The 12,599-nt window shown below is 64.9% G+C and carries 10 protein-coding genes; 4 read left to right on the forward strand and 6 right to left on the reverse strand.

Annotation, left to right across the window (positions count from 1 at the left end):
• Window positions 1–33: 33 nt before the first annotated feature.
• Both Q1L59_RS10305 and Q1L59_RS10310 read right to left on the reverse strand, forming a co-directional pair.
• Window positions 34–3,078: an EAL domain-containing protein gene (locus Q1L59_RS10305; protein WP_300331819.1), complete on the reverse strand. Its 3,045-nt coding sequence runs from the start codon at window positions 3,076–3,078 to the stop codon at window positions 34–36.
• Window positions 3,075–3,803 carry a YebC/PmpR family DNA-binding transcriptional regulator gene (locus Q1L59_RS10310; RefSeq protein WP_300331822.1) on the reverse strand — a complete coding sequence of 243 codons (729 nt, stop codon included), beginning with the start codon at window positions 3,801–3,803 and terminating at the stop codon, window positions 3,075–3,077. Before Q1L59_RS10310 ends, Q1L59_RS10305 begins: the two co-directional genes overlap by 4 nt.
• 211 nt (window positions 3,804–4,014) lie before the next feature.
• Between Q1L59_RS10310 and Q1L59_RS10315 the strand changes: the two genes are divergently transcribed.
• Window positions 4,015–5,538: a helicase HerA-like domain-containing protein gene (locus Q1L59_RS10315; protein WP_300331825.1), complete on the forward strand. Its 1,524-nt coding sequence runs from the start codon at window positions 4,015–4,017 to the stop codon at window positions 5,536–5,538.
• A gap of 30 nt (window positions 5,539–5,568) precedes the next feature.
• On the opposite strand, the gene Q1L59_RS10320 is transcribed toward Q1L59_RS10315, so the two are convergent.
• Both Q1L59_RS10320 and epmB read right to left on the reverse strand, forming a co-directional pair.
• Window positions 5,569–6,372, reverse strand: a complete 804-nt coding sequence (locus Q1L59_RS10320; protein ID WP_300331828.1) for a DNRLRE domain-containing protein — start codon at window positions 6,370–6,372, stop codon at window positions 5,569–5,571.
• Between the two features lie 122 nt (window positions 6,373–6,494).
• Complete coding sequence (gene epmB, locus Q1L59_RS10325; RefSeq protein ID WP_300331831.1) at window positions 6,495–7,532, reverse strand: EF-P beta-lysylation protein EpmB; 1,038 nt, start codon at window positions 7,530–7,532, stop codon at window positions 6,495–6,497.
• Between the two features lie 41 nt (window positions 7,533–7,573).
• Here epmB and efp point away from each other — a divergent pair, with 41 nt between their 5' ends.
• From efp to Q1L59_RS10340, 3 genes are all read left to right on the forward strand, one after another.
• A complete protein-coding gene (gene efp / locus Q1L59_RS10330) occupies window positions 7,574–8,143 on the forward strand; it encodes an elongation factor P (protein ID WP_300331834.1) in 570 nt (189 codons plus the stop codon).
• Between the two features lie 64 nt (window positions 8,144–8,207).
• Window positions 8,208–9,173 (forward strand): EF-P lysine aminoacylase EpmA, encoded by a 966-nt coding sequence (gene epmA, locus Q1L59_RS10335; RefSeq protein ID WP_300331837.1) that lies wholly within the window; start codon window positions 8,208–8,210, stop codon window positions 9,171–9,173.
• Between the two features lie 51 nt (window positions 9,174–9,224).
• On the forward strand, window positions 9,225–9,929 hold the full coding sequence (locus Q1L59_RS10340; RefSeq protein WP_300331840.1) for an MBL fold metallo-hydrolase: 705 nt from the start codon (window positions 9,225–9,227) through the stop codon (window positions 9,927–9,929).
• A gap of 62 nt (window positions 9,930–9,991) precedes the next feature.
• Here Q1L59_RS10340 and Q1L59_RS10345 read toward each other — a convergent pair whose 3' ends face one another.
• Both Q1L59_RS10345 and Q1L59_RS10350 read right to left on the reverse strand, forming a co-directional pair.
• The gene (locus Q1L59_RS10345; protein WP_300331843.1) at window positions 9,992–11,302 is read right to left on the reverse strand and encodes a homoserine dehydrogenase; all 1,311 of its coding nucleotides are present in this window, start codon (window positions 11,300–11,302) and stop codon (window positions 9,992–9,994) included.
• Between the two features lie 48 nt (window positions 11,303–11,350).
• Window positions 11,351–12,595 (reverse strand): pyridoxal phosphate-dependent aminotransferase, encoded by a 1,245-nt coding sequence (locus tag Q1L59_RS10350; protein ID WP_300331846.1) that lies wholly within the window; start codon window positions 12,593–12,595, stop codon window positions 11,351–11,353.
• Window positions 12,596–12,599 lie beyond the last annotated feature (4 nt).

Below are 12,599 nucleotides of genomic sequence, written 5' to 3' on the forward strand. Positions count from 1 at the left end.
GCGCTGACTCCGCCGGGGTTCAGCGCCGGGCGTTCACGATTCCGCCGTCCACGGCGCCGGTTTGCCGAAGAAGAACCCCTGCCCGTAGTCGACACCAAGCTCGCACAGCCGGTCGACGATGGCTTTGCTGCTGACGTACTCGGCGACGATACGCAGACCAAGGGCGTGTCCCATGTCGTTGATTGCCGCCACCAGCGCGTCATCGCGCGCGCTCTCGCGCATGTCCTTGACGAAGCTGCCATCGATCTTCAGATGGTCGATCGGCAGGCTCTTCAGATAGTGGAATGACGAAAGACCGCTGCCGAAGTCGTCGAGCGCAAGCTGGCAACCATGCCGTTTGAGCGCCGTGAGCAGAGCCATCGCCGGGCGCAGATTCTGGATGGCCGCGGTCTCGGTGATTTCGAAGCACACGCGCTCTGGCGGGAAGCCGGTCGCCGTGAACTGCTGTTCGATGAAATCCAGCAGCCCGTCGTCGCTCAAGGAATTGCCCGAGACGTTGATCGCCAGCGAGGTTTCGGTTCGTCCTATGCCTTTGGCGTAGTCGTGAAAAGCCGTCTGGATCACCCAGCGGTCGATCGCCGCCATCAGACCGTAGCGTTCAGCGGCCGGAATGAAGACCGCCGGGAGGACGAGTTCGTCGATGCGCGGATGAACCCGGCCATGCACCACGCGCAACAGAACCTCGTGCCCGAGCGTCCGGAAGTCCTGCCCGTCGAGCGCCACGATTGGCTGGTAGTGCAGACGGAACATCCCCTGGTCGAGCGCATCGCGCAAACCGGCAGCACCGATGATCTCATGGTGCCGGCGCAGCGTATCGAGGTCGGCCTCCTGGTAGACGTGTACGCGATTGCGCCCAAGTTCCTTCGCTGCATAGCAGGCAATGTCGGCGTGCGTCATCAACTGGACGGTGCTCTCGGTATCCGCGCTGATCGGTACCAGACCGATGCTGGCGCTGATCTGGTAGGAACGTCCGCCCCAGGCGAAACGGTGCGCGCGCAGCAGACTGACCACCGACTGGGCGACGAGCACCGCACGCTCAAGCGGACAGTTCTCCTGGAGCAGGGCAAACTCGTCGCCGCCGACGCGCGCCAGCACGTCGCTCTCGCGGAAAACCCCGGTCAGCACGCCCCTGATCTGTTTGAGCAACTCGTCGCCCGCCGTATGCCCGGCGGTATCGTTGATCACCCTGAAGCGGTCGAGATCGAGATAGCTCAGCACGTGCCGGCTGCCGCTGCGGCGTGAACTATCGACCGCCGCCTGCAATCGCCGCTCGAACTCTGCGCGGTTGCACAGACCGGTCAGCGCGTCGTGCGTGGCATCGTAGGCCAACTGCCGTTCGAGCTGGCGCGTCTCGCTCACGTCGCGAAAAACCAGCACGCCACCCATGATTACGCCGTCGTGGCCGCGGATAGGCGCGGCCGAATCGTCGATGTCGAACTCGCGCCCGTCGCGCGAAACCAGGATCGAGCCCGTGGTCAGCGAGATCATCCGTCCGCTCCGGATGCACTGGTTGAGGGGCTCGGCAATCGCCTCGCGCGTCTGCCCGCTGATCACCCGGAAGATTTCGTCGATCGGCCGGCCGCGCGCCTCCGCCATACTCCAGCCGGTGAGCGCCTCGGCAACCGGATTCAGGTAATCCACCTTCGCCTGGGCATCGGCGGTAATCACTGCATCGCCGATCGAATGCAAGGTCACCTGCGCGCGTTCCTTGGCCTCGAAAAGCGCCAGTTCGGCGCGTTTGCGCTCGGTGGTGTCGATGCCGACACAGATCAACTGCTCGACGTTGCTGGAAACCGCGCGGATCGGCGCCTTGATCGTGTGGAACCAGCGCACTTCGCCAGCGCTGTTGGCGATGGCCACCTCACGTTCGACGCGCGGCCGTCGACCGCTGAGAATATCCTGTTCGTCTTCGGCGAAAGACTGCAAGAGCTGTGGGTCGGAAAGGAAGTTGGCCAGCGGCTGATCGACCACCTCCTCCAGCGCGTGCCCGACGGTCGCCGCAAAGCTCTGATTTGCCAGCGTGATCAGTCCGTTGCTGTCGACTACGAAGGTCAGGTGCGGATTGGCGTCGATGACTGCGCGCAGAAACTCGCGTTGCGCCTGATCCTCGTGTTGTACGGCCAGCAGACGCTGGATCAGCTTGACGTTGCGGAAGCAGGCAGCGATGCTGTTGACGAAGATGTCGAGCAGTGTGCGGTCGAGGCTCTCCAGCACATGGCAGGAATCGAGGAAAACGGCCGCCTCCTGCTCGGGCGCCGCCTGCAGATAAAGGACGGTGTAGTCCTTGGCGAAGATATGCTGTCGATTGGTCAGGGCGTTGGTGATCGCCTCGACGATGCGCTTGTCCGGCAAGCGCGCCAACGGTTGCGCGATGTAACGCGCGTGGCAACCGGCGGCGGCGGCGATCACATAGCCGCACTCTTTGCCGTCACCGAGCGCGAGTTCCTTCTGACTGCAGACGATACCGTCGACGGGCAACCTCAGCAAGGCGGCCAATTGGGTCAGGACGCCCTCGGCGAAATAGGCAATCGCCCGCTCTTCCTTCAGTTCGGCCGCCGCGCGCACGACCATCTCCAGACCCTGCCGCTGCTCGGCGATCGTGCACAACTGCTGATACGAACGCAAGGCAGCGCTTACCGTCGTGATCAGCCGTGTCCGGTTGAGCTCCGCCTTGGTCCGGTAATCGTTGATGTCGTACTCTTCGATCACCGTCAGTTCCGGCGCGTAGCCGGGTTCACCAGTACGCAGGATCAGGCGGCACTCCATCATCCCCAGTTCGTCGCGGATGTAACCGACCAGGTCGAGGCCGGCGCGCGTCGTTTCCATGACCACATCGAGCAGGGCGACAGCGATATCCGGATGCTGCTGCAGGATGCCGCGCGCCGCCTGGCCGCTCGCCGCGTGCAGCAGGCGCAAGGGCCGACCAAAGACGCGCAGGTGCTGCAGGGCAAAACGCGTCACCCCATGCACCTCCGGATCGTCGTCGACGATCAGCACCTTCCAGGGTGATTGCTCGGCCAGCGGCGGCGCACCGGTCTGTGCCGGCTCCTCCGACCAGCGGATCAGTTCATCGTTCATTCGTCGTCCAGAATGACGCTCGTATAGACGTTCTGGACATCGTCGAGGCCCTCCAGAACGTCGATCAGTTTCTGCATGCGCTGCGCATCTTCGCCGCCAAGCTGCGTTTCGTTGTCTGCTTTCATCGTCACGCCGCCAAACTCGGCAACGAAACCGGCCGCTTGCAGCGCGTCCCTGACCGCAACAAAATCGTTCGGCGCGGTAATCACCTCGACCGAGCCGTCGTCGTTGCTCAGCACATCGTCGGCACCACACTCGATCGCCACGTCCATCAAAGCCGCCTCGTCGACTCCCGGAGCGAAGAGCAATTGGCCGCAATGCCTGAACTGAAAAGCAACGCAACCATCGGTGCCCAGATTACCGCCGTACTTATTGAACGCGTGCCGCACATCGGCGACGGTTCGCGTCTTGTTGTCGGTCAGACAATCGACGATCACCGCCGCGCCGTTGATCCCGTAGCCCTCATAACGGACCTCGACGTAGTCGACGCCCTCGAGCTCGCCGGTACCCTTCTTGATCGCGTTATCGATCTTGTCCTTCGGCATGTTCACTCCCTTCGCCCGGTCGGTCGCCAGACGCAAGCGTGGGTTGAACGCCGGGTCGCCGCCACCCATCTTGGCGGCAACCGTCAACTCGCGTGCAATCTTCGAAAACGACGCGCTCCGTTTCTCATCCTGGCGACCCTTGCGATGCTGGATGTTTGCCCACTTGGAATGCCCTGCCACAAAAATCCCTTTCCGATTCGACTCGACAAACCTGCTTCGGTGAACTGTCGGTCCTGTCCGCAATGCGCCAAAACCCACCGGGCAAGACGCAAATGGTTGATAATCTGAGGCCGCATTTTAGCACTTCCGATCGATTGACCAACTTTCTGGCACCTTTTCGCTGTGCTGTCTTCCACACTTTGCTTCCTTTGACTGCTGCTCGGAGTTACAGATGACCGCTCCCCTCCTGATTGCCAAGAACCAAGATACCGACCTTGTCCTGCTGCCGGCACTGGCCAATCGGCACGGCCTGATCACCGGCGCCACCGGAACGGGCAAGACGATCACCCTGCAAGTCCTCGCCGAACGCTTCTCGGCCATCGGCGTGCCGGTCTTCATGGCCGACGTGAAGGGTGATCTTTCGGGACTCGCCGAAGCCGGCAGCCTGACGCCGAAAATGCAGGCGCGCCTCGCCGCACTCGGCCTGAAGGACTGGGCGCCGAAAGCATGCCCAGTCGTTTTCTGGGACGTCTACGGCAGCCAGGGCCACCCGGTGCGGGCAACGATCTCGGACATGGGGCCGGTCCTCCTTGCCCGCTTGCTCAACCTCAACGAGACGCAGGCAGGCGTCCTCCAACTCGTCTTCAAGATCGCTGACGACCAGGGCCTGCTCCTGCTCGACCTCAAGGACCTGCGTGCGATGGTCCAGCACGTCGGCGAAAACGCCAAGTCGTTTACCACCGAATACGGCAACGTCTCGGCCGCCTCGATCGGCGCCATCCAGCGCAACCTGCTGACACTCGGCGAACAGGGCGGCGAGGTCTTTTTCGCCGAACCGATGCTCGACATCGCCGACCTGCTGCAGACCGAGAACGGGGCCGGCGTGGTCAATATCCTCGCGGGCGATCAGTTGATGAACTCGCCGCGCCTCTACTCGACCTTCCTCCTCTGGCTGCTCTCCGAGCTCTTCGAGCGTCTGCCGGAGGTCGGTGATCTCGACCAGCCGAAGCTCGTCTTCTTCTTCGACGAAGCGCACCTGCTGTTCAACGAGGCCCCGGCCGCGTTGCTGCAAAAGATCGAACAGGTCGTCCGCCTGATCCGTTCGAAAGGCGTCGGCATCTACTTCGTCACGCAGAACCCGCTCGACATTCCCGACACCGTCCTCGGCCAGCTCGGCAACCGCGTCCAGCACGCACTGCGCGCGTTCACCCCGCGCGACCAGAAGGCGGTCAAGGCAGCCGCCCAGACGCTAAGGGCAAATCCCAAGTTCGACGCGGAGGCGGCAATCAGCGAACTCGGCGTGGGCGAAGCGCTGGTCTCCTTCCTCGACGAGAAAGGACGGCCGAACGTCGTCGAACGGGCTTTCGTCCTCCCGCCGGCGACGCGCATAGGCCCACAGACGGCCACCGAGCGCCAGGCGGTGATCAAGCGCTCGCCGATCTACGGGCATTACGAAAAGGTCGTCGACCGCGAATCGGCCTACGAAAAGCTGAAGGGTGAAGCCGCCGCGAAAAGCGCCGACGGCGCTTCCGGCAAGCCTGCCGACACAGCGCCGGCGAGCGAATCGGGCGGCGGCTGGCTGGGTGGCCTGGGCGACCTCTTCTCGGGTGGCAGCGGTGGCCGCGCCCGACGCGCCGACTCGGTCCTCGAAACCGCCGCGAAAAGTGCCGCCCGGACGATCGGCTCGCAGGTCGGCCGCGAAATCATTCGCGGCGTCCTCGGCTCGATCCTCGGCGGCGGGAGCCGCCGGCGGTGATTTGCCGCAGCGCCGCGCGCGGCGCCGCCCTCAGGCCGGCTGTCGCCGACGCCAGCCGGCCAAGCCCAGGCCTAGCGCGAGCAAGGCAGCGGTAGCGGGTTCGGGCACCGCGGCGATTTCAAGGAAGGGGCGCAGGCTCGCGTCGGCGGCGGCCGACGAGGCGTAGAGCGAGGCGATCGGCTTGCCCGAGTCGGCGAAAACGATGTCGGGCTGCAGCAGTTCGACGCCGAAATTCATGCTTGGGTCGGACAGCCAGTCCTTGACCAGTCCCGTCACGTCGAAACTGACCCATTGGTTGACGCCATCCTGTACGGCCGACGTGAACGGACCGGCGACGCTCGGTTGCGTCTCCCAGGTCACCGTCGTTTCTCCCCAGGCCTGCGTGACGCGATGCAGTTCGGTGGTGATCGGTTTGGCGCTCGTCGGGTTGTCGAAAGGGCGCAGTCCGGGCAGGGCAAACAGCTTGAGCTGGGCGCTGGCAACCTGGCCGGCCGACAAGGCAAGCGGGGTGAGATCGAAGCGCAGCAGCGATCGGGTGTCGTGCGCGCGTGATTCGCCCAGCGCACCGATCAGCGGCGTCGTGTTGCTGCTCCCGAGGAAGTTGCCGAAGGGAACGGCCGGCGCCGGGGTGAGCGCGTTCAGCGTCTGGCTGTCGAGGTTGGTGACGCGCGCTGCGGTCGCGATGTTGAAAGTGCCGGGAATCCCGAATTCATAGACGAAGACGTCCTCGCTGGTGCTTTCGTCGGGTTGCAGGATCATCGCCGCGTGCGCCGCACCGGTCAGCGTCGCGGCAAGCAGCAGGGGAAGCATTTTCGAGGGGAGAGCGTGGCGCATGGGGGACCTCCGATGGCTTGGGTTGAGCGCGGGCGCACCCAATGCGCGCCCGCTTCAGGCTCGAATACGCAGCGACAGCGAGAATGGATGCAGACGGCGGCGCCAGGCTGCCCGGCCTTCGCTCAGGTCGTCTGGGCGAGCGCTGGGCCGAGAGGGATTTTCGACGCGGCATGCGCGACCGCGCGCACGAAGCGTGGGACGAGGTAGCCGGGCAGACGCGCCAGCAGCGCGGCATGCAGGGCGCGGGCGTGCGCTTCAGGCACGTCGAAGTGGGCGGCGCCGCTCACCCGGTCGAGCAGGTGGACGTAGTAGGGCAGAACGCCGACCGCGAAGAGACGTTCAGACAATTCGGCCAGCGTATCGGCCTGGTCATTGACGCCGGCGAGCAGGACCGACTGGTTGAGCAGGCTGAGCCCGGCCGCGCGCAGCGGGCGCAGCGCAGCGCCGACCGTTTCGTCGATTTCGCGCGGATGATTGGCGTGGATGACCAGACTCGTCGCCAGGCGGCTGCCGGTGAGCAACTCGACGAGCGCTGGCGTGACGCGCTGCGGAACGACAACCGGCAAGCGGCTATGCACGCGCAGGCGGCGAAGATGGGCGATCGCTGCCAGACGATCGACCATTTCGGCCAGGCGCCGGTCGGACAATGACAGCGGATCGCCGCCCGACAGGATGACTTCGTGCAGCGAGGGATCGCGCTCGATGTAGTCGAACACCGGCGCCCACTCGGCGCGCGGCGGCCGGTTGTCGGCGTAGGGGAAGTGACGACGGAAACAGTAACGGCAGTTGATCGCGCAGTTCCCGCTGAGCACGAGCAGGACGCGGCCGGCATACTTGTGGATCAGTCCGGGCAGCTTGTTGGCTTCGCTTTCGTCCAGCGGGTCGTCGACGAAGCCGGGCTGCGTCTGAGTTTCGGCGAGCGCCGGCAGAACCTGACGCAGCAAGGGGTCGTCGCGCTCGCCGCGGCGCATGCGGGCGACGAAGCTGCGCGGTACGCGCAACGGAAAGGCCGGCCGGCGATCAAGTGCGGGCGCTTCATCAGCCAGATCGAGCAGGGCGAGGAGCTCGTCGCTGCTCGTCACGACCTCGCGCAAGGCGTGCTGCCAGGGTTCGTCCTGACGGTCTTTCGCGTGCCAATCGGTCGGGCTTCGCGCTATCATGGCGCCCTTCATTTCTCTTGACCGCCTCACGAGGGGATCCAATGGCGAGCTATTCTACCAACGAATTCAAATCCGGCCTGAAGGTCATGCTGGACGGTGAACCGTGCACCATCCTCGAAAACGAATTCGTCAAGCCGGGCAAGGGCCAGGCATTCAATCGCGTCAAATTGCGCAACCTGAAGACCAACCGCGTATCCGAAAAGACGTTCAAGTCGGGCGACTCGCTCGAGGGGGCGGACATCGTCGACCGTGAAATGCAGTACCTGTACAACGACGGCGAGTTCTTCCATTTCATGGAGCCGGACAGCTTCGAGCAGCATCAGGCGAGTTCGACCACCGTCGGCGACGCCGCGCTGTGGCTCAAGGAACAGGACATGTGCATGGTGATGCTGTTCAACGGCGCACCGCTGGCGGTGACGCCGCCGAACTTCGTCGACCTGGAGATCGTCGAGACCGAGCCGGGTGTGCGCGGTGACACGGCGACCGGCGGCACCAAGCCGGCGCGCCTGTCGACCGGCGCGGTTGCCAAGGTGCCGCTGTTCGTCAATCAGGGCGAGATCATTCGTTGCGACACGCGCACCGGGGAGTACGTCTCGCGCGTCAAGGGCTGAGCACGGGCAGCAACGCGTTGCCTTTCCCGCACACATGCGGCAGGCGACAGCGCGGGGCAGCACCGTGACCGCGGCGCAGCGCTGGCGGCCGACCGCGCCGCTGGCGAACCTGCGCCGGCGGGCGCAGATCGTTGGCGCCATCCGCGCCTATTTCGCCGCGCAGGGCGTGCTCGAAGTCGAGACGCCGCAGATCGGTTCGGCAACGGTCAGCGATCCGCACCTCAACAGTCTGTACGTCGCGGGCTACGGCTACCTGCAAACCTCGCCGGAATACGCGATGAAGCGGCTGCTCGCCGCCGGCAGCGGGTCGATCTATCAACTGGCCCGGGTCTTTCGCGCCGACGAGCACGGCCGCCGACACCAGCCGGAGTTCACCTTGCTCGAATGGTATCGCCTGGGGTATTCGCTCGAACGGCTGATCGATGAAGTCGGGTCGATCGCCCGCCTGGCGCTCGGCGACTTGCCGAGCGAGCGCCAGCGCTACCGTGATCTTTTCCAGCGCTACCTCGGACTCGACCCGCTGCGCTGCGAGTTGAGCGCACTGCGCAGCGCCGCCGAGCACCTCGACCTGGCGTTCGACGATGCCGACCGCGATACCTGGCTCGAACTGCTGATGAGCGCGGTGATCGAACCGCAACTCGGGCGCAACGTGCTCAGCTTCGTCGTCGACTATCCGCCCTCGCAAGCGGCGCTCGCCCGCCTGCGCCGCGACGCTGACGGAGAACTCGTCGCCGCGCGCTTCGAGTTGTATTTTGCCGGCGTCGAACTGGCCAACGGCTACCACGAACTGGCCGACGCCGACGAACAGCGGGCCCGCTTTGCCACCGATCTGCAGACGCGCGCGGCGCTGGGTCTGCCCGCCGTAGCGCTCGACGGCGACTTTCTCGCCGCGCTGAGCGCCGGACTACCGGACTGCAGCGGCGTCGCGCTCGGCCTCGACCGGCTGATCATGCTCGCCGTCGGCGCCCAGTCGCTGGCCGAGGTGATGGCCTTCGCCGTGCCCTGGGGAGAACTCGATGCATCCGCCTAGCCCGCCGGCGTTCCAGCGCTTCAGCGCGCTCTTTGTGCCGACGATGAATCGATGAGTCCGCGCATCCGCTGCATCACTCCCGAGGTTTACCAGGTCGGCGGCGCCGGGCTGACGCACGCCAACGATGCGGCGATCTATCTGGTCGCCGTCTCCGGTGGTGCGGCGCTGATCGACGCCGGCTGCGGACGCGGCAGCGATCTGCTGCTGCTCAACCTGGAAGCCGCCGGCGTGGCGCCCGATGAGATCGATTTCCTCCTGCTGACGCACTGCCACTACGATCACACCGGAGGTGCGGCCGCATTGCGCCGCCGCTTCGGCTGGCGCGTCGCGCTGCACACTGACGAAGTCGCCTACCTGTCGAAGGGCGACAACGACGTCAGCGCCGCCGCCTGGTACGGCGACGAACTGACGCCGTGCGCGGTCGATCTGCCGCTGGTCGATGGCCAGGAAATTCGGCTCGGCGAGCGGGCCTTGCGCGCCATCCACATTCCCGGCCATTCGCCGGGATCGCTCGCTTACCTCGTCGAGTCAGCCGGACAGCGCGTCGTCTTCGCGCAGGACGTGCATGGGCCACTGCATCCGTCGCTGCTCTCGAACAGCGCCGATTACCAGGCTTCGCTCGGCAAGCTGGCCGCGCTCGAGGCCGACATCCTGTGCGAAGGGCATTACGGCGTTTTCGTTGGTCGGCGGGAAGTTGCCCAGTTCATCGCGCGCTTTCGTTCGCCAGCGGGCGCAACGCGCGGCCGAGACGGGTAGGTCAGCGGCGCGCGCAGGGGCTTTGCGCGCCGCGCCCGCTACCGGTCAGCGCTGCCGATCCCTTACAGGAGTTCTTCCAGGCGCAGGCGAATGATCTTTCCGTGCACGGCCGACAAGGCCTCGATGCCGGCGATTGCCGCATCGACCTGGCGCTCGCGCGTGCGGTGGGTGAGCATGATGATGTCGGTCTGCTCCTCGCCTTCGTTCGGTTCGCGCTGAAACATGGCGACGATCGAAATCTCGTGATCGGCCAGGATGCGCGTCACCTCGGCGAGCACGCCCGGGCGGTCTTCGACGCGCAGGCGCAGGTAATAGCTGGTGACCACCTCGGCGATCGGCAGGATCGCCAGTTCGACCATGGCGCCGGGCTGGAAGGCGAGATGCGGTACGCGGTGTTCGGGGTCGGCCGTGTGCATGCGGGTCACGTCGACCAGGTCGGCGATGACCGCCGAAGCGGTGGGTTCGGCGCCGGCGCCCTTGCCGTAATAGAGCGTCGCACCGACCGCGTCACCCTTGACGAGAACGGCATTCATCGCGCCTTCGACGTTGGCGATCAGGCGCTTGCCCGGAATCAGCGTCGGATGGACGCGCAGTTCGACGCCTGCGTCGGTGCGCTTGGTGATGCCCAGCAGCTTGATGCGATAACCGAGTTGTTCGGCGTACTTGATGTCGACCGCGTCGAGCTGGCTGATACCTTCGATGTGCGCGCGCTCGAAACCCATCGAACTGCCGAAGGCAATCGCCGACATGATGCTCAGCTTGTGCGCCGCGTCGATGCCCTCGACGTCCACGGTGGGATCAGCCTCGGCGTAACCCAGCTCCTGCGCTTGCGCCAGGACGGCCGGGAAACTGAGACCCTTGTCGCGCATTTCCGAGAGGATGAAATTGGTCGTGCCGTTGATGATGCCGGCAATCCATTCGATCCGGTTCGCCGTCAGCCCCTCGCGCAAGGCCTTGATGATCGGTATGCCGCCGGCAACCGCCGCCTCGAAGGCGACCATGACGCCGCGCGCCTGGGCGGCGGCGAAGATCTCGTTGCCGTACTTGGCGAGCAGCGCCTTGTTCGCCGTCACCACATGTTTGCCGTTGGCGATCGCCAGGAGGACGAGCTCCCTTGCCTGATCATAGCCGCCGAACAGCTCGACGACGATGTCCACCTCGGGATCACTGACCAGCGCACGCGGATCATCGGTGGCGCGACACTCGCCGGCGGTCAGCCGGTGCGTCCGTTCCAGGTTGCGATCGGCGACGACGCTGATCCGGATGGGGCGTCCGGCACGCCGCGTAATCTCTTCGGCGTTTCTCTTGAGCACCGCGTAGACGCCGCCACCGACGGTGCCGATACCGAGAAGTCCAACGTTGATAGGTTTCATTGGGCAAAGGAAGGCAAGATTGGAGATCGATGAGCGTCGGCCGGGCGGCTAGCTGCCGGCCGCGACCTTCTGTTGCGAGCGACGACGATAGCCGGCGAGGAAGCGCGCCAAGCGCGCTATTGCATCGCGCAAATCGTCCTCGTGCGGGAGAAAGACCAGGCGAAAATGGTCCGGCGCCGGCCAGTTGAAGCCACTCCCCTGAACGAGCAGGACGCGCTCGGCCTCGAGCAGTTCGGCCATGAACTCCTGATCGTCGTCGATCGGGTAAAGTTCGCGATCAAGGCGCGGGAACATGTACAGCGCCGCCTTCGGCTTGACGCAACTGACCCCGGGAATGGCCGTGATCAGTTCGTAGGCGAGGTCACGCTGGCGGCACATGCGACCGCCCGGCGCGACCAGATCGTCGATGCTCTGGTAACCGCCAAGTGCCGTCTGAATCGCATGCTGCGCCGGCACGTTCGAGCACAGGCGCATCGAAGCCAACATGTCGAGTCCTTCGATGTAGTCGCGCGCGTCGCGCAAATCGCCCGAAACGACCATCCAGCCGGCGCGATAGCCGCACGAGCGATAGTTCTTGGACAGGCCGTTGAAGGTCACTGTCAGTACGTCCGACGAGAGCGACGCGATCGCCGTGTGCTGCGCACCGTCGTAGAGCACCTTGTCATAGACCTCGTCCGAATAGATGATCAGGCTGTGCTGGCGCGCAATGTCGACGAGTTCGCGCAGCATCGTTTCCGGATAGAGCGCACCGGTCGGATTGTTCGGATTGATCACCACCAGCGCGCGCGTACGCGGCGTGATCTTGGCGCGCAGATCGTCCAGATCGGGCAGCCACTCGTTCGCCTCGTCGCACAGATAATGACGCGGCGTGCCGCTCGACAGGCTGACCGCGGCCGTCCACAAGGGATAGTCCGGCGCCGGTACGAGTACCTCGTCGCCGGTGTTGAGCAGGGCGTTCATCGCCATGACGATCAGCTCGGAGACGCCGTTGCCGATGTAGATGTCCTCCAGCGTCACGCCCTTGATACGCTTTTGCTGCGTGTAGTGCATCACCGCCTTGCGCGCCGAGAAGATCCCTTTCGAATCGGAATAGCCCGCCGCTCCCGGCAGGTTGCGAATCATGTCGAGCTGGATTTCCTCCGGCGAGTCAAAACCGAATGCGGCCAGATTGCCGATGTTGAGCTTGATGATGTGATGACCGTCGTCCTCCATCTGCTTCGCCTTCTGCAGAACGGCGCCGCGTATGTCGTAACAGACGTTGTCCAGCTTGGCTGACTTGCGTATCGTCTTCATCGTC

The organism is Accumulibacter sp., assembly GCF_029255125.1.
Classification (GTDB): Bacteria; Pseudomonadota; Gammaproteobacteria; order Burkholderiales; family Rhodocyclaceae; genus Accumulibacter.

What these genes read in the sequence shown, in the direction of transcription:
- Q1L59_RS10305 (WP_300331819.1), bottom strand. Translation starts at nt 3,078, where the DNA reads ATGAACGATGAACTGATCCGCTGGTCGGAGGAGCCGGCACAGACCGGT.
- Q1L59_RS10315 (WP_300331825.1), top strand. Translation starts at nt 4,015, where the DNA reads ATGACCGCTCCCCTCCTGATTGCCAAGAACCAAGATACCGACCTTGTC.
- Q1L59_RS10320 (WP_300331828.1), bottom strand. Translation starts at nt 6,372, where the DNA reads ATGCGCCACGCTCTCCCCTCGAAAATGCTTCCCCTGCTGCTTGCCGCG.
- epmB (WP_300331831.1), bottom strand. Translation starts at nt 7,532, where the DNA reads ATGATAGCGCGAAGCCCGACCGATTGGCACGCGAAAGACCGTCAGGAC.
- efp (WP_300331834.1), top strand. Translation starts at nt 7,574, where the DNA reads ATGGCGAGCTATTCTACCAACGAATTCAAATCCGGCCTGAAGGTCATG.
- Q1L59_RS10340 (WP_300331840.1), top strand. Translation starts at nt 9,225, where the DNA reads ATGAGTCCGCGCATCCGCTGCATCACTCCCGAGGTTTACCAGGTCGGC.
- Q1L59_RS10345 (WP_300331843.1), bottom strand. Translation starts at nt 11,302, where the DNA reads ATGAAACCTATCAACGTTGGACTTCTCGGTATCGGCACCGTCGGTGGC.
- Q1L59_RS10350 (WP_300331846.1), bottom strand. Translation starts at nt 12,595, where the DNA reads ATGAAGACGATACGCAAGTCAGCCAAGCTGGACAACGTCTGTTACGAC.